This window comes from Erwinia sp. B116 (genome assembly GCF_002865965.1).
Classification (GTDB): domain Bacteria; phylum Pseudomonadota; class Gammaproteobacteria; order Enterobacterales; family Enterobacteriaceae; genus Erwinia.
Window position 1 is genome coordinate 285,956 of record NZ_JRZZ01000002.1, and the last position, 17,862, is coordinate 303,817.

Genomic DNA, 17,862 nt, shown 5'->3' on the forward strand with positions numbered 1-17,862 from the left:
GGTGGCGGTGGCGCTGCTCGACGTCACCGTTACGCTGCTGTTCGACTTTGCCGCTGGAGCGGGAACCGGCGGCCTGTTGCTGGGCGGTAACCTGCTGATCTGCGCGGTGCTCTCAGTATTACTGGTGCTGGCACCGGTAGTCGCAGGGGGGCCGGGCCCGGCAGAGAAGCACGCGGCCAGGGCAGGAGATGAAGCAGCAGGGGCAGAGGCAGCGGCGTCAGTTGCTGAAGAGGGTGCTGCAAACGTCGCGGACCCGGGCGCAGCCGTCTGCGCTGGCGCACACCGGCCGGTTGCCGCTGCTGCGCAAACTATCGCTGCGCATCTGCCCGCGATGCCGCAGACGCCGGGCTCGTTGCTGGCTTCCGGGGGCGAGACGCCGCTTCCGGGGGCGGATAGGGCGTGCACCAGCCGGGGTGATGCCGCGCAGCAGTCGATGATTCTGGCGGCGGTGGAGGGGGTGATGCGCGAGGGCCTGTATCAGCGCGCCGATTTGAATCTGCTGATGCTGGCACGGAAAACCGGTATTCCGGCGCGTCAGGTCTCTGCGGCGATCAACGCCGTGCACCGGCAGAGCGTGTCGCACTACGTCAACGGCTGGCGCATTGCTGAGGCGATGAGGCTGCTGGTGGAAAGCAATGCGTCGGTGATTGTTGTTATGGAACAGGCCGGGTTTCAGACCAAATCGAACTTTAACCGCGAATTTCGCCGTATCACCGGCCTTACGCCAACGGCCTGGCGCAGCCGGCATTCGGAACAGGCTGAAATCGTCCCCTGAAAGCGGCGGCTGAACTGGCTTTTTCACCAGGCTGACGCTACTGTAGCGTCACTCCTATTTATTATTCGGCCACTATGGCTGTCACCAGGCTCCTCCCTTGAAATATCCGGTCTCTTTTCGAACAACGTTAAGGATTTCCCGCTACCTGTTTCGCGCGCTGGCGCTGATGCTGTGGACGCTGGGCGCGCTGTTAACCACCTTTTACATCATTAACGTGCTGCACGAAAAAGAGTCCCAGGTACGCCAGGAGTTCAACAACAGCTACGACCAGGCGCAGTGGTACGTCCGCCACCTGGCGGACGTAACCCGTGAGCTGCAGTTTATTGCGGAAAACCGCCTGAACGCCTCGACCAGCGGGCTGGACGTGCTCAACGGCGTGTTTCCCGGCAAGGGCACCGCGCCGCAGTTCTATCCGCTGTACGCCGACTCCGACTGCAGCGCGATGAGCAGCACCTGGAGCAACTCCCTGCAGTCGCTGAGCTATTTCCTGCACTACTGGAAAGAGAATTTTGCCGCTGCCTACGATCTCAACCGGGTGTTTTTTGTCGGCGGCGAGAGCCAGTGCCTGGCCGATTTCGGCGTCGGCAGCGCTTCGGTTGACCGGCAAAGCGCGCTGAAGTTGCTGCAGGATCGCATCCTCAAGTACCGCAACGGCAATGACGAGGAGCGGCAGAGCAGCGTCTACTGGGTGGCGCCGGGCAGCCAGCCGGGCAACGGCTACTACTATATGCTGATGCCGGTTTACGTGGCCAACAAGGTGGCCGCGCTGCTCGGCATTGAACAGAGCATCCGCATGGATGACTTTATCACCGCCGGCAGCCTGCCGGTCACGGTGACGCTGGTCGATCAGAACAATCAGCGGGTGCTGTCATCGGCGCGCAGCGGCCCCGGCTTCGGCGCGGACGACCTGCCGGACAGCGACGCCTGGTTTGGCTACGTGGCGGGCTACGATCAGCTGATTTTAAAGAAAAAGCTGTTACCGTCCTCGCTCAGCGTGGTCTATTCGGTGTCGACCGAGGTGATTATTGAGCGGCTGAAAATCATGATCATCAACGCGCTGCTGCTCAACCTGTTCAGCGCGCTGATCCTGTTTACCCTCGCCTGGCTGTTTGAACGGCGCATGTTCCTGCCCGCCGAGGATAACGCCTACCGGCTGGAGGAGCACGAGCAGTTCAACCGTAAAATCGTCGCCTCCGCGCCGGTGGGCATCTGTATTCTGCGCACCAGCGACGGCACCAACATCCTCAGTAACGAACTGGCGCACAACTATCTCACCCTGCTGACCCAGGAAGACCGCCAGCGGCTGACCGAAATTATCTGCGGCCAGCAGGTGAACTTTGTCGACGTGCTGACCGGCAGCAATACCAACCTGCAGATCAGCTTTGTGCATTCGCGCTATCGCAATGAGAACGTGGCGATCTGCGTGCTGGTGGACGTCAGCGCCCGCGTCAAAATGGAGGAGTCGCTGCAGGAGATGGCGCAGGCGGCCGAACAGGCCAGCCAGTCAAAATCGATGTTCCTTGCCACCGTCAGCCACGAACTGCGCACGCCGCTGTACGGCATTATCGGTAATCTTGACCTGCTGCAGACCAAATCGCTGCCGCCGGGGGTCGATTCGCTGGTCACCGCGATGAACAACTCCTCCAGCCTGCTGCTGAAAATCATCAGCGATATCCTCGATTTCTCGAAAATCGAATCGGAGCAGCTGAAAATTGAGCCGGCCGAATTCTCGCCGCGTGAAGTGGTGGCGCACATCACCGCCAACTATCTGGCGATGGTGGTGAAGAAGCGGCTGACGCTGTGGTGCTATATCGACAGCGACGTCCCTCAGACGCTTAACGGTGACCCGATGCGCCTGCTGCAGGTGATCTCCAACCTGCTGAATAACGCCATCAAATTCACCCATACCGGCGGCATTACCCTGCACGTTTACCTGCGCGACGGCTATCTGGCGTTCCGCGTGCGCGATACCGGCGTCGGCATCCCGGCGAAAGAGCTGACCCGGCTGTTCGATCCCTTCTTCCAGGTGGGCAGCGGCGTGCAGCGCCACTTCCAGGGCACCGGTCTTGGACTGGCGATCTGCGAAAAACTGACCAGCATGATGGACGGTGATATCGAGGTTGATTCCGAACCGGGGATGGGCAGCGAGTTTATTATCCGCATCCCGCTTTATCGCAGCAATCCGCCGCTGGCCGAGCGGCAGGAAGGGCTGCAGGGCAAACGCTGCTGGCTGGCGCTGCGCAACCAGGTGCTGGCCGACTTCCTCAGCGCGCTGCTGCAGCAGCAGGGGCTGCAGGTGGCACTCTACGCAGGGGAAGGGGAGGCGGATGACGTGGTGGTCTGCGACTATGAGCTGGAGCCGTCGCACCCGGTGCGCGCGGTGGTACGCTTTGACGGCCGCCACAACGATGGCCCGCTGGAGCAGAGCCCCGGCCGCTGGGTATACGGCACCATCACCCCCCATGAGCTGCCCGCGCTGCTGGCGCGGATCTGGCGTCTGGCGCTGGCGCTGCCGTCGCCTTATACGGTCAGCGTGGCTGACGCGCGCGGGGATGCTGACAATGACGATATTCTGATCCTGGTGGTCGACGACCATCCGATCAACCGTATGCTGTTGTCCGATCAGCTCGGTTCGCTCGGTTATCGGGTGAAAACCGCCCAGGACGGCGAAGACGCGCTAAGCGTGCTGAGCCGCAACGAGATAGATATCGTGCTGACCGACGTCAATATGCCGAAGATGGACGGCTATCGCCTGACCCGCTGCCTGCGCGAACAGGGGCGCACCTTCCCGGTACTGGGGGTGACGGCTAATGCGCTGGCGGAAGAGAAGCAGCGCTGTCTGGACGCCGGCATGGACAACTGTCTGTCGAAACCGGTGACCATGGAGACGCTGCAGCAGTCGCTGAAGTTTTATGCTGCGAGTGTGCGAAAAGCGCGGGGTTAACGGGCGGTGATAAGGGCCGGGGGGCTGCATCACGCCCGCCCCCCGGGCCACCGTCAGGCGGCCTGCCCGGTTAGTCTTTGTCGACTGGCGTCATGCTGACCGAGGAGAGGTAGTTCAGCAGGGCGATATCGTTATCGACGCCCAGCTTCATCATCGCCGACTTCTTCTGGCTGCTGATGGTTTTAATGCTGCGGTTCAGCTTGCGGGCAATCTCGGTCACCAGGAAGCCTTCGGCGAACAGGCGCAGCACTTCACTCTCTTTCGGCGACAGGCGTTTGTCGCCGTAGCCACCGGCGCTGATTTTCTCCAGCAGTTTTGCCACGCTGTCCGGGGTGTACTTCTTGCCTTTCTGCAGGGCGGCCAGCGCTTTAGGCAGGTCGGTTGGCGCACCCTGTTTCAGTACGATCCCTTCAATATCCAGATCCAGCACTGCGCTGAGGATCGCCGGATTGTTGTTCATGGTCAGAACAATGATCGACAGGTCCGGATAGTGGCGTTTGATGTACTTGATCAGCGTAATGCCGTCACCGTACTTTTCACCCGGCATTGACAGGTCGGTGATCAACACGTGAGCATCAAGTTTCGACAGGCTGTTAATCAACGCCGTAGAATCTTCAAACTCGCCGACAACGTTAACCCACTCGATCTGCTCGAGTGACTTGCGAATGCCGAACAGGACAATGGGATGGTCGTCGGCAATGATTACGTTCATGTTATTCATCTTATGGGTTACCTTGCTGCAGCAGGTCATTGACGTAGGTGTCAATTTCACTGGTGGTATTTTTAATGTTTGAATCGCTGCATTGTTCAATGTGCTGTTCCAGCGATTCACAAAGCTGCTTGCCGGGTAGCAAATTTAACATGGCAAACACACCTTTTAGCCGATGTGCCGTTTGAGCCAGCGCACTGTAATCCTGGTTTGCTGCCTCATTATACAACCTGATGACATCATCGGGTACTGTATCCACGAACAGCTGGAAATAGCCACTGGCGACAAGCTGAGCGATATCAGGCTGTTCACCCTGCTGCTCAGCCTGTTCTTCTTCGGCCAGTTGCTGTTCAATCAACAGCAGCAGAGCATCCTGCATCGCGCTGCTGATGTTGAAATTAACCCGATACTGGCCGTCGGCCAGCCGGGTGTAGCCGGGTTGATCGTCGGTGAGCAGCAGCGACCAGCGGGTCAGCCGCGTCGGGTCATCCGTCACCAGAACATCATGTTCCTGACCTGAGAAACGCTCATCCGGCGTAATGCAGTTAGCGCCCCAGGCAGCCAATTGATGTACCACGATTTTACGCACGTCATCAACGGTAATATCAATCAGCGCGTTAACGCCTTCCAGCAGCGGCTCTTCCTGTTCCGGCGCGGGTGCCGCCGGCAGCGGCAGCTGAATTTTATAGCGCGAGCCGATCTGCGGCGTGGCCTGCACCTCAAAGCGGCCGCCGAGCTGTTTGCACAGCTGTTTACACAGGAAGAAGGCCATCCCCGACGCCTGACCGTAGCGGTCGGCCTGGGTCTCGCCGAGGAATGGGAAATCGGCGTTGTCGATCTCATCGGCGCGCAGCCCGCTGCCGGTATCAACCACCTCAAAGGTCAGCAGGTCGGGCCGATCGCCCGGCGCGTCCAGGGTCAGGCTGATGCGCCCCCAGTCGGTGGTGGTCACCGCATAGTCAAGCAGCGTCGAGAGGATCTTGCCTAACGCCTGCCGATCGCCATAACGCAGCTGCTCGGCATCCAGCTGGCTGGCGACCAGCAGGGTCAGTCCTTTGCGCTGCGTCGCCGGCAGGACCGCCAGCGCCAGCTCATCCAGCAGCGCCCGCGGGCTGAAGGCGGCAGGGTTAGGCGCCCAGTCCAGCGTCTCCAGCTGGTTCAGCAGCACGATGTCATCCACCAGCTGGCTCAGCGCCTGTGAGGCGGCAAGCGTTCGCTCCGCCAGCGCGGCGTCGTGCCCGGCGGCCAGCGTCTGCAGGTCACCGTTCAGCGACTGTAACGGGCGCTGCAGGGCAAAGCCCAGGTTCTGTAACAGCTGCTGACGCGTCTGGTGATTCTTCTCCAGCACCTGCTGCGCCCGCTGCAGTTTTTTATTCACCAGCAGCTCACGATCCTGATCGCGCATCATAAACAGCTGCGTATGCGGCGAGATGGCGCTGCGCAGGTGGCGAATTTCATACACTTCATTATTCACCGTCGCCTGCAGGATGCCCTGGTGCTGATCGGACATATTGATGATTTTCTGCAGGTTAAGATGCGGCAGCAGGTGCTCGGCAATTTTATTGCTCAGCAGGGTGCGGTTATTGGCAAAATCATACACCAGCAGCCCCACCGGCAGCGTCGCCACGATCTCCTCATTAAGCATGCGCAGCGCGTCCAGCTCCGCGCTCTGGTTTTCGCTGGGGCGCAGCGACTGCTGGCGCAGCAGCAGCAGGCCGGCGACCGACATCAGCAGCAGGGCCAGGTTGGCCAGCAGCGGCCAGATCAGGTTGCGCACCGTCTCCAGCGCCAGCCCGGTGACCGGAATGCGGTACACCAGCTGCAGCGAGGTACTGGAGAGCGGGGCAGTAATCTCGACGAACGGACTCACCCAGCTGACGCGGGTGCTGGCGCTGTTCTGCTGGCCGTCGCTGCCTTCGGCCACCGGGGTGGTGTCCTGGCGCAGCTGGAAGTTGTCCAGCGGCATCGCCGGGGGAATAATGTCATTGACCGGCAGATCGAAAGCGACCACGGTTGCCAGATGCCCCGGCTGGTTGAAGGTGGTGCGCAGGGTGAAATAGGGCGCGTTCTGCCAGCTGAAACGGCGCAGCGGCGAGAAACTCTCACGCTCGTCCAGCGCGTTAGCCTGCTGCAGCATCTCCGCGCGGCGCGCTTCGGCAATATTGCTGATGGCGCTGTCTTTGGTCTGTGCGGCCATCTCTTTCAACGGCAGCGTTGAGATAAGGATCAGGCTGTTGTCCTGGCCGTTAAGAAAGTACATCGACCAGGTGCTGTTTTCCGCCCCCCACAGCTGGTCCAGATAACCGGACATCCTCTGCGTCATTTCCAGCGTGCTGCTGTCGTGGGAGCCGAAGATCAGCGCCTCGGTTTTACGCCGGGTTTTTTCCAGCGCGTAGACGTCCGGCCGCAGGCGGGTCTCCTGCAGGGTGGCGGCGGTGCTGCCGGTGGCGGTGGCGGCGAGATTTTCATACAGCTGCCAGGTGGCAAAGCGGTAGGAATCGATGCGCTTTTGCATGCTGTGGGTGATATCGGACAGTACGTCGCGTTTGGCGGTCAGCGTGGCGTTCACCGCATTGGCGATCATAAAACCGCTGGCCAGCAGCAGCACCAGCGTAAACAGCATAAAGAAGCGCGAGACGTTGCCGGCGGTCACGGGAAACTTATTGGGCAGCATGCGTCATTTTCCCCGGTCAGCTGGTAATCTTGCGTGAACTGGCGGCAACCAGCAGCAGCAGCGCGGCGATCAGGCTGAACGCCACCGACAGGCTGGACCACTGGGCGATAAAGCCGACCAGCGCCGGGCCCGCCAGGATCCCGGCGTAGCCGATGGTGGTCATTGACGAGATCGCCAGATTAACCGGCATCACGGTCTGGTTTCCTGCCGCACTGAACATAATCGGCACGGTATTGGAGGCACCAAAGCCCACCAGCAGGAAGCCCAGCAGCGAGACCCAGGCGGCGGGCACCGCGACCACCAGCAGCATGCCCAGCGCCGCACACAGTGAGCCGACAAACAGCGTTGCCGTGCGGCCACAGGCGTGCACGATGCGGTCGCCGCACAGCCGGCCGATGGTCATCGCCACCGAGAACACCGCATAGCCCAGACCGGCCTGAGCGGTTGGCATCTCGCGATGCTGGGTAAGGAACAGCGCGCCCCAGTCGAGGATCGAGCCTTCGGCCAGGAACAGAATGAAGCACAGAATTCCGAGGAACAGTACCCAGCCGCGCGGCACCACAAACAGTGGCGCATCCGGCTGGTGCAGCGGCCGGTTAAGAAAATAGCGCTGGCTGCAGAACCACAGCACGATCAGCAGCAGGTCGATCGTCAGCACGGCGGGCAGCGGCGACATGCCCAGCGCCAGCAGCGCGCTGACCAGACCGGCACCGATGATACCCCCGATGCTGAAGAAACCGTGAAAGCCGGACATCATCGCCTTCGCGGAGCGCTTTTCGACCTCTACCGCCTGAATATTCATCGCCACGTCGACCAGGCCCATCGCCGCGCCGAACACCATCAGCGCGGCACCGAGGCTAAGGGCCGATGAGAGCACCGCCAGCAGCGGCAGCATCAACAGTAACAGCGCGCTGCCGGCGGTAATCACCCGCCTGCAGCCGAGACGGCTTACCAGGCTACCGGCCAGCGGCATCGCCAGCATCGATCCGAGGCCGAGAAACAGCAGTAAGGTACCAAAGGAGGCGTCGCTGAGCGCGGCACGATCTTTGGCATAAGGAACCAGCGGTGCCCAGGCGGCCATGCCGATACCGGCGATGAGAAAGGCGACGCGCGTGGCGCGTTGCGTCAGTCGCGCAGACTTATCGGTAATGTGTACATCCAGTGTGGTCATTTTTATCCGTTCTGCCTGTCCCAATTCAGCCCAGATTTTTACCACATTTACATGTGCTAAAGAAGCTAAACCACCCAACCAGTGCGTGTTTATCGGCTCGCTGCGGCCTGCGTTCAGCCACTGCCGGTGCGCGGCAAAGTAATAACCCGAAAGTGGGGGGCTGTTAATCGGAATCGTCGTCTTATTAAGAATTTCCAGAGTACTCCTGGCGAAATGCGGGCAGAGTGTACAGCCGGGCAGGAGGGTGGCTGGCGGTTGTCTGCCGCCGTCGGCGGCGTGGCGGGGAGTGAAGCATTTCGCCGCGGCGATCCCGTTAAGCGACGCAAGAGGTGCGCGAGGGAATTTGGCCGTAACCCATTTTTTAACCGTAATAATTAAGTGGTAAAGATGGCGCTATTTGCTGCCGGATTTATCCGTGCGGTGAATAACATTGTGCAGAAATAGTCATGCTTAATTTTTTCAGCTGGGGTAACTTTACCTGAGTTGACAATGCTGCAAAAAACGGCAAAAAAAAAGCCGAACACGAGGTTCGGCAGGAATCTGGGGTAAAACAAATCATTCGGGGTGAATGAAGGTAATGCTCAATAAAATGATGATAGCAGGGTAATTATAAGGGCAGATCGCGAAAAAATTTTACCATTCAGTGCGCTGGTTGATGATTAGGATTAATCTGCTGAAAAATAAGAATATTGTTATTTTTTGATTATTAGTGCTATATAACTTTGCAATTTGTGCTGCATAAAAGTTCCGCTTAAATTACAAAGTGAAATACTTGTAAGTATGTTTGAAACACTTTTGGAAAATTAGTATCATTTTCTCGATAGATAATTACTCTCCACGGCTTAACATGACATTTCAGGCTGAATTTTACTCTTCAGCACGCAGTGGCAAATAAGCAGATAACAAGAGGGTAATGAAATGAAATTACGCGTTCTTTCTCTGATGGTTCCAGCGTTGCTGGTAGCCGGTTCCGCAGGCGCAGCAGAAATCTATAATAAAGACGGCAACAAACTGGACCTGAACGGTAAAGTGGATGGCCTGCACTACTTCTCTGATGACAACGGTACCGACGGCGATCAGTCCTACCTGCGTTTTGGCTTTAAGGGCGAAACCCAGATCTCCAGCGAGCTGACCGGTTACGGCCAGTGGGAGTATCAGGCCGCGCTGAACAGCGCTGAGTCCCAGGGCACCGCGAACAGCTATACGCGTGTTGGTTTTGCCGGCCTGAAATTTGGCGACGCCGGTTCATTCGACTACGGTCGTAATTACGGCGTGGCTTACGATATCGGCGCATGGACCGACGTACTGCCTGAGTTCGGTGGTGATACCTACGGTGCAGACAACTTTATGTTCTCCCGTGGTAACGGTATGGCGACCTACCGTAACAACAACTTCTTTGGTCTGGTTGACGGCTGGAACTTCGCCGTGCAGTACCAGGGCAAGAACAGCAGCGCCACCGAGTCGAATAACGGCCGTGACGTGCTGGGTCAGAACGGCGACGGCTGGGGTGTTTCTACCACTTATGACATCGGTTCCGGCTTTGGTATCGGTGCGGCGACCTTCTCTTCTGACCGTACTACCGATCAGAACAGCCCGGCAGCGCTGGGTCACGGTGATAAAGCCACGGCTTACACCGGTGGTCTGAAGTATGACGCTAACAACGTTTATCTGGCGGCAATGTATACCCGTTCTTACAATGCGACCCGCTTCGGCAGCAGCACCAGCGCCGATGTTTACGGTTACGCGGATAAGGCGGATAACTGGGAGCTGGTAGCTCAGTATCAGTTCGATTTCGGTCTGCGTCCGTCGCTGGCGTTTGTTAACTCTCGTGGTACCGATGTTGAGGGTTACGGTAAGCAGAATCTGAAGAAATACATTGATGTGGGTACGACTTACTACTTCAACAAAAATATGTCGACCTATGTTGATTATCAGATCAACCTGCTGGACGAGAATCAGTTCACCCGTGATGCCGGTGTGAATACTGACGATGTGGTAGCGGTAGGTCTGGTTTACCAGTTCTGATGCTGCAGCGTTTGATGTGATGAAAACCGGGGAAACCCGGTTTTTTTTCGTCTGCCTTTTTTAGGGGATGTCGCCTGTTTGATCGAGCTTTAAGGGCGCGTCGCCTGCTGGATCGAGAGCGTCGGGCCTGTCAGCGGGCGACCCTCCGCGGGTTACCCCGCTCCGGGCTCATCCCGCTGCCCTCCCTGATAATGTACGGCTGTTATGGCTGGGCGTTTTGAAGGCCTGTCGCCTGTGTGATCGAGAGTGTCTGGCGGTCATGCGGGCGACCCTGCGCGGGTTACCCCGCTCCGGGCTCATCCCGCTGCCCTCCCTGATAATTAACGGTTTTATTGGCTGTCAATTTTATGGCCTTCTGAACAGTGCGAAGCTGCGGCCCTCCAGTTCGAAGTCTTTTTCTTTGGTGATCGCCTGGCCGGGTTGGGTGTGGTCGCCGGTGGAGAGTTCGAGCAGCCAGCCGCCTTCGCCAAACTGCGGGATCTGGAAGGGGACGCTGCCTTCGAAGGGGTTGAAGAGCATCAGCACGTCGTGCCAGATGCCGGGCTCGGGCTGCAGGTCGGCGCGGCCGAGGTATAGGCCGATGGTGGAGCCTTCATCCCACTGTTCGTCCTGCTGTAAGCCGCCGCCGGCGTTGAACCATTTGATGTCAAGGCCGTCACGCCAGCTTTCGCGGCGCAGCAGCGGCTGGGCGGCGCGCAGCGCGATCAGGTGGCGGGTGAAGTCGCGCAGGGCGTCGGCGCTGGCGGGGAGGTTGTCCCAGTGAAGCCAGGAGAGTTCGCTGTCCTGGCAGTAGCCGTTGTTGTTGCCGAGCTGGCTGCGGCCAGATTCATCGCCGGCCAGCAGCATCGGCGTGCCGTGGGAGAAGAACAGGGTGGCGAGGAAGTTGCGTTTCTGGCGTTCGCGTACCGCGACGATGTTGTCATCATCGGTGGGGCCTTCTGCGCCATAGTTGTATGAGCGGTTGTCGTTGTGGCCGTCGTTGTTGTCTTCGCCGTTGGCGTCGTTGTGTTTGTCGTTGTAAGAGACCAGGTCGTTGAGGGTGAAGCCGTCGTGGGCGGTGATAAAGTTAACGCTGGCCCACGGCCGGCGGCCGAAGCGGTCGTAGAGGTCGCCGGAGCCGAGCAGGCGGGCGGCGAAGTCGGTGGTGATGTTATCGCCTTTCCAGTATTCGCGGACGGTGTCGCGGTATTTGTCGTTCCATTCGGCCCAGCCCGGCGGGAAGCTGCCTACCTGGTAGCCGCCGGGGCCGATGTCCCAGGGTTCACCGATCAGCTTAAGGCGCGAGAGCAGCGGGTCCTGGCGCATGGCGTCGAAGAAGCCGCCGCGCGGGTCGAAGCCCTCCGGCTCACGGCCGAGAATGGTGCCAAGATCGAAGCGGAAGCCGTCGACGTGCATCGATTCTGCCCAGTAGCGCAGCGAGTCCATGATCATTTGCAGTACCCTGGGGTGCGAGGTGTTGACGGTGTTGCCGGTGCCGGTGTCGTTGATGTAGTAGCGGTGCTGGTCGGGCAGGGTGCGGTAGTAGGAGAAGTTGTCGATGCCTTTGAACGACAGGGTCGGGCCCAGTTCGTTGCCTTCGGCGGTGTGGTTGTAGACCACGTCGAGGATCACCTCAATGCCGGCATCGTGGTAGGCGCGCACCATATCGCGGAAGCCCTGGATGCCGCGCGGGCCAAAGTAGCGGCTGGCCGGGGCGAAGAAGCCGAGGCTGTTGTAGCCCCAGAAATTTTTCAGCCCTTTATCCAGCAGGTGCTGGTCGTCCGGGAACCAGTGCACCGGCAGCAGCTCTACCGAGGTAACGCCGAGGCTTTTGATGTAGTCGACGGAGGCTTTGTGGCCCATGCCGTCATAGGTGCCGCGCAGCGCAGGTGGCAGCGCCGGGTTGAGCTGGGTAAAGCCTTTGACGTGGGTTTCATAGACTACCGCCTGCGGCCAGGGGATAGTGGGCCGCTGGTGATCCTGCCAGTCAAATTCGTTGGGGTCGATGACCCGGCATTTTGGTGTAAAGGGGGCGCTGTCGCGTTCATCAAAGGTCAGGTCTTTGTCTTCGTGGTGCAGGTCGTAGGCGAAGTGCGCCTCGTTCCAGCGCACGTCACCCGCCAGTTCACGGGCGTAAGGATCAAGCAGCAGCTTGTTAGGGTTAAAGCGGTGGCCGTTTTCCGGATCGTAGGGGCCGTAAACGCGATAGCCGTACAATGTGCCGGGCTTGAGGCCAGGGACGTAGCCGTGCCACACCTCGTGGGTATACTCCGGCAGTTCCAGCCGGGCAATCTCATTTTCGCCGCTGGGGTCGAACAGGCACAGCTCCACCCGCTCAGCGCAGGCGGAGAACAGCGCGAAGTTAACGCCCTGGCCGTCGTAGTTGGCACCCAGCTGCTCCCCGTGTCCTGCTGTAATTTCAAAACGCGTACCCTGTGACATAACTCTCTCCGTAGAAGGTCAGAACTTCAGCTAACAGCAGAATAAAAATGCTAACTCCTGAGAGTCAGCCATTCGCGAGCACTACACAGCAACAGGCTGGCTGAACCCGAAGCCCGTGTCCCGTGTTCAACGCCGTAGGCCTCAGCGTCGGATCACAAGGAGGCTCTTTCAGCCAGCGAATGTCATTACTTAATCTTCCCGTTAAGGCTCACCAGCACGATAAAGGCCGGTTCTGCGCTGGCAGGCAGCGCAATCGTGCTGCCCGGCTGGCTGGTCTCGCCGGTCAGCACGTTTTGATAGCGGCGCTGCGCCAGTTGCGGCGGCAGCGTGAGTGTTTCTGATGCCTGCCGGGTAACCGCAACGGCTGTTTCATCGTCTGCCGCCTGTTGATCTCCGTTTGCGCTTTCTGCACTGGCCCAGCGCTTATCGCCCGCCCCGGCCCAGTTCAGGTCGTCTTTATCCGCCCAGCTGGTATCGCCAGCGCCGGGCCGCGCCGCATCGTCTGCATCAGCGCAACGGGTATCGCCGGCTTCAGCCCGGTAGAGATCGTTCAGCCTCAGCCGCGGCACAATCACCACCAGCCGGGTTTCGCCCTCGCTGCGGGCAAAGGCCAGCCAGCGATCTGCCGCTGGCCCGTCGACGGTCAGCGGCAGGTAGTCGCCGTGGCGGAACAGGGCGGGGTGAGCGTTACGCAGCGCCAGCAGCGTAGCCACCACATGCTGTTTCAGCTCGCCGTTCAGCAAGGCGGCCGGGATGGCGTCGGGCTGGTTGTCTGCCGCATGCTGTTTCAGCTCGCCGTTCAGCAAGGCGGCCGGGATGGCGTCGGGCTGGTTGTCTGCCGTATGTTGTTTCAGCTGGCCGTTCAGCAAAGCGGCCGAAATTGAGTCCGGCTGCTGGCCGGCTTCCAGCTGCCGTTGCAGCCGGTTGAAGTCCGGCTCGCGGCGGTTGTCCGGGTCGACCAGGCTGAAGTTCAGCCCTTCGCTGCCCTGGTAGATATCCGGCACGCCCGGCGCGGTCAGTTTGATCACCGTCTGCGTCAGGCCGTTCAGCAGCCCGGCGCGAATAAACGGCTGCAGCGTGGCGTGAAAGTCCTGCAGAAATGCCCGGTTAGCCGGGTTGAGCAGCTGCCGCGCGTAGCCGAGCACCGCCTGTTCATAGGCGTCGTTGGTCTCCGCCCAGTCGGTGCGTAGCTTGGCTTCGCGCATCGCTTTTTCAACGAAGGCGGTGAAGCGCTCCTCCAGCGCCTGCAGCCCGTCGGCATCTTCAGGCTGCAGTTCCGCTGGCCAGACCCCGGCCAGCGCCTGGTACAGCATCCACTCGCCGGCCGGGCGCGGCGCCGGGCCGTCGGCCAGCTGTTGCACCGCATTGTGGTTCAGCTGTTGCCAGCGCGTCACCGCCGCCGCCCAACTTTCCGGGGCTTCACTCAGCGTGTACAGGCGGGCGCGGGCGTCTTCGCCGCGTTTGGTATCGTGGGTCGAGGTGCTGGTGATGCCGTCCGGCTGCTGCTGCAGACGTTCACGCATCGCCTGATGAAACTGCCGCGGATCGAAACGACGCGGCAGCGGTTCGGCTCCCACTTCGTTCAGCGCCAGGTTCATGCTGTGGCGGAAGAACAGCGTGTCCTCCACCGATTTCGCCATCAGCGGGCCGCTGAGCTGCTGGAAGCGGGTGCGGAAGCTGTCCGCCCGTTCGGCACGGGTGGCCGCTTCGCCGCGCAGCAGCCGCACGATAAAGCCGAGCGCGTGCGGGTCGGCGGCGTGTGTGCCGTGACTGACCTGTTCCACCACGCCCGCCAGCAGCGCCTGGTCAGCCTGCGGCAGCCCGGCAGCGGTGCCGTAGGTGCGGTAGACCGGGAAGGCCAGCAGCAGCTCGCGCAGCGCGTGGCGGATCGCGTCATCGTCCGGCGCTTCCCCTTCCGCCGCGGCGATTTCCACGGCCAGGCTGAGCAGCGTGGCAAACTCGCCGGCAAAGTTGCGATCGACCATCAGCGCTCGCGCCGCCCGCAGCTCCAGCTCCATCTTCAGCGGCTGGCCGACCTGCTGCTGATAGGCGGCGCGCAGCGCGTCAATGCGCTGGCCGTTGACCAGTACGTCGGCCAGCGCCTCAATAAACTCGTAGCCGGTGGTGCCGGAGACCGGCCAGTCCGCCGGTAGCCGCTCGCCTGCGCTGAGGATCTTCTCAACCGTGATGTAGCAAGCATCTCCGGCGGCCGCGCGCAGCTGTTCCAGATAGCCTTTGGGATCGGCCAGCCCGTCAACGTGATCGACCCGCAGCCCGTCCACCGCGCCGCTGTGCACCAGCTCCAGGATCAGCCGGTGGCTGTCAGCAAATACCGCAGGATCCTCCACCCGCACCCCGGCCAGCCCGGTGATTTCGAAGAAGCGGCGGTAGGAGAGTTCACCGGGGGCGTCGCGCCACGACATCAGCCGCCACGGCTGGCGATCGTGCAGCGCGGCGATCTGCGTCTTATCGGTCAGCGCCAGCACCGCCGCCTCCTGCCCCTGCCAGCTGGCCGGCGTTAACGGATAAAAACTGTCAAAATACGCCAGCGCCGGGCGGCCGCTGTGCGGATCGGCTTTGACGCTGATGTCGCCCTGTTCCAGCACCGTGGCAAAATCGTCGCCGAGAAACGGCAGCGTCAGGCGCTGCGTCCAGTCGATATCGAAGTAGCCGGCGTAGCGGCTGGCTGCGCCGTGTTCGATCACGTCGCGCCACCAGGCGTTCTCCAGCGAGGCGGCCATATGGTTGGGGACGATATCCAGAATCAGCCCCAGGCCGGCCTGCTTCAGCGCCTTAACCAGGCGATCGAAGCCTTCACGACCGCCGATGGCCGGGTCGATTTCGTTGGCGTCGGTGACGTCGTAGCCGTGGGTGGAGTCGGTGGTCGCGGTGAAGACTGGCGAGGCGTAGAGGTGGCTGGCGCCCAGCCGTTTAATATAGGGCACCAGGCCCGCCGCGCGGTCAAAGGTCATGCCGTTGCGGAACTGGATACGGTAAGTGGCTGTAGGAACGGTCATTTTTTCTTCCCTGTTGTCAAACGCACGAGGATGCTGTTGGGCGGCAGCTCACCGCCCGGCCTGGAGCCTGCCGGCGCCGCTTCTCCAGCCTGCTGTGGCACAGCGGAACTGCCGCTGGCTTTTCCTGCCTGCTCTGGCGCAGCGGAACTGCCGCTGGCGGTTTCACCGGCGGGCCAGGCGAAGATTGTTTTACCGGGCTGGTCGGGCAGCGGTTGCGGCTTTTTACCGATATTAAAGGCCAGCGACAGCGTGCCCTGCGGCAGCGTCCAGCTGACCGCCACCAGGCCCGCTGCGGTGGTAACCACCTTGCCAGCGTTGCCGCCAGCCTGCGCCAGCAGCGGCACGATATGCTGATGGCGCAACTGCAGCAGCCGGCGGGTGAAGGCCAGCCAGGCGCGGCCGTCTTCACTGTCCGCCTGCTGCCAGTTCAGCTTCGAATCATCGAAGGTTTGCTGCGCGTTCGGGTCGGGAACCGCTTCGCCCGCGTAGCCGCTGTGGCCGGCAAACTCCTTCGCCCGGCCTTTGCGCACCGCCTCTGCCAGGTCGCCGTGGAAGTCGGTAAAGAACAGGAACGGCTGCGTTTCGCCGTACTCTTCGCCCATAAACAGCAGCGGGCTGTGCGGCGACAGCAGCAGCGCGGCCAGCAGCACGCGGGTACGCTCCGCTCCGGCCAGCGTTAACAGCCGTTCGCCCAGCGCGCGGTTGCCCACCTGATCGTGATTCTGAATAAAATCGACGAAGGCCAGCGGCGGCTGGCTGCCGCTGTCCACGCCGCGCGCTTCACCGCTCTGCGGCGAGACTTCGCCCTGATAAGCGAAGCCTTCGGCCAGCGATCGCGCCAGCTGGGCTTCCGGCTCGCGGGAGAAGTCTTCGTAGTAGGCGTGGGTTTCATCGGTGGCCAGCACGTGCACGGCGTTGTGATAATCATCGTTCCATTCGGCGGTGAACAGCGGCGCGCTGCCGTCGGCGTGGCGCGGGTGCAGATCGATGATGTTGCGGCAGTCTTCGGTGGTCAGGTGGATCGGCCGGTCGGTGATTTCCGCGCGGATGCGCCGGGCGATCTCCACGAGGATATGCGGCTGCGAGTCATCTTCGATCTGGTCGATGGCGTCGAAGCGCAGGCCGTCGAGGCGGTACTCCCGCAGCCAGTAGAGCGGGGCTTCGGCGATATAGCGGCGGGCGGCGTCAGCCTGATAGGCGATGCCTGCTCCCCAGGGGGTGTGGCGCTGTTTATCGAAGAAGTCCGGGGCCAGTAGCGGCAGGTAGTTGCCTTCCGGGCCAAAGTGGTTGAGTACGATATCCAGCAGTATCGAGATGCCGTGGCCGTGGGCGGCATCGACCAGCGCTTTTAAGTCATCCGGCGTGCCGTAGGCGCTGTGCGGGGCGTAGAGCAGGACGCCGTCGTAACCCCAGCCGCGGTTGCCGCCGAACTGCGATAGCGGCAGGAGTTCGATGGCGGTGATGCCGAGGTCGGCCAGGTGTGGCAGTTTTTCGATGGCGGCACGGAAGGTGCCTTCAGGGGTGAAGGTGCCGATGTGCAGTTCGTAGGTGACAATCTCCTGCCACGGGCGGCCACGCCAGTCAGAGTGTTTCCAGTTGTAACCGTGTGGGTCGATTACCACGGAGGGGCCGTTGACGTCGTGCTTTTGTGCGCGGGAGGCCGGGTCCGGGACGGTTGTGCCGTCGGGTAGCAGGTAGCGGTATTCCGCACCGGGGGAGACGCCGCTGACCTGCAGTTCGAACCAGCCGTCGGCGGCCGGGTTCATGTCGCTGTTTTCGCCGTTGAGTTGCAGGGTGATGTGGTCGTGGCCGGGAGCCCAGAGGCGGAACCAGACGGTGTCGGGGGCGAGGGTTTCGGCGCCCCAGCTGGTGGATACGGTTGCAGATTCCATGCGGTGGCCTCGAGGTTGTCTGATGTGGATAAAGGACGAAATTTAAGGATAGACGGTGAAATGTACAGTTGGGGGAAGGGGGGTGAAACGTTTCGGGGCAAGGGCAAGGGCCAGGGCAAAGGCTAGGGCCAGGGCTCGTCGCCTGTGGGATCGAGAGTGTCGGGCCTGTCAGCGGGCGACCCTGCGCGGGTTACCCCGCTCCGGGCTCATCCCGCTGCCCTCCCTGATAATCGG

8 protein-coding genes and 1 pseudogene are annotated in these 17,862 nt (G+C 61.1%); 3 read left to right on the forward strand and 6 right to left on the reverse strand.

Translation table 11 applies throughout. The features are described from left to right. Both NV64_RS23640 and rcsC read left to right on the forward strand, forming a co-directional pair. A partial coding sequence (locus NV64_RS23640; RefSeq protein WP_199177611.1) for an AraC family transcriptional regulator occupies window positions 1-775 on the forward strand: 775 nt, incomplete at its 5' end. A gap of 97 nt (window positions 776-872) precedes the next feature. After that, window positions 873-3,719 (forward strand): two-component system sensor histidine kinase RcsC, encoded by a 2,847-nt coding sequence (rcsC, locus tag NV64_RS02755; protein ID WP_101505262.1) that lies wholly within the window; start codon window positions 873-875, stop codon window positions 3,717-3,719. Window positions 3,720-3,789: 70 nt separating this feature from the next. Here rcsC and rcsB read toward each other — a convergent pair whose 3' ends face one another. From rcsB to NV64_RS02770, 3 genes are read right to left on the reverse strand one after another with little or no spacing between them, the layout of a single operon-like run. Continuing rightward, entirely contained in the window at window positions 3,790-4,440 is a 651-nt protein-coding gene (gene rcsB / locus NV64_RS02760) for a response regulator transcription factor RcsB (protein ID WP_056239598.1), read from the reverse strand. Window position 4,441: 1 nt separating this feature from the next. Next, window positions 4,442-7,102: a phosphotransferase RcsD gene (gene rcsD / locus NV64_RS02765; RefSeq protein WP_101505263.1), complete on the reverse strand. Its 2,661-nt coding sequence runs from the start codon at window positions 7,100-7,102 to the stop codon at window positions 4,442-4,444. Window positions 7,103-7,118: 16 nt separating this feature from the next. Beyond that, the gene (locus NV64_RS02770; protein ID WP_101505264.1) at window positions 7,119-8,273 is read right to left on the reverse strand and encodes an MFS transporter; all 1,155 of its coding nucleotides are present in this window, start codon (window positions 8,271-8,273) and stop codon (window positions 7,119-7,121) included. Window positions 8,274-9,191: 918 nt separating this feature from the next. On the opposite strand from NV64_RS02770, the gene ompC reads away from it, so the two are divergent. Further along, window positions 9,192-10,298, forward strand: coding sequence for a porin OmpC (gene ompC / locus NV64_RS02775; RefSeq protein ID WP_101505265.1), 1,107 nt, complete (start codon window positions 9,192-9,194; stop codon window positions 10,296-10,298). A gap of 345 nt (window positions 10,299-10,643) precedes the next feature. On the opposite strand, the gene glgX is transcribed toward ompC, so the two are convergent. The 3 genes and pseudogenes from glgX to treZ form a co-directional block, all read right to left on the reverse strand. After that, entirely contained in the window at window positions 10,644-12,719 is a 2,076-nt protein-coding gene (gene glgX, locus NV64_RS02780) for a glycogen debranching protein GlgX (RefSeq protein WP_101505266.1), read from the reverse strand. A gap of 533 nt (window positions 12,720-13,252) precedes the next feature. Next, window positions 13,253-15,736 (reverse strand): annotated as a pseudogene (gene treY, locus NV64_RS02785) (malto-oligosyltrehalose synthase); the annotation flags it as partial. Then, window positions 15,733-17,628 (reverse strand): malto-oligosyltrehalose trehalohydrolase, encoded by a 1,896-nt coding sequence (gene treZ / locus NV64_RS02790; RefSeq protein WP_101505268.1) that lies wholly within the window; start codon window positions 17,626-17,628, stop codon window positions 15,733-15,735. The pseudogene treY and the gene treZ, both read right to left, overlap by 4 nt. Window positions 17,629-17,862: the final 234 nt, after the last annotated feature.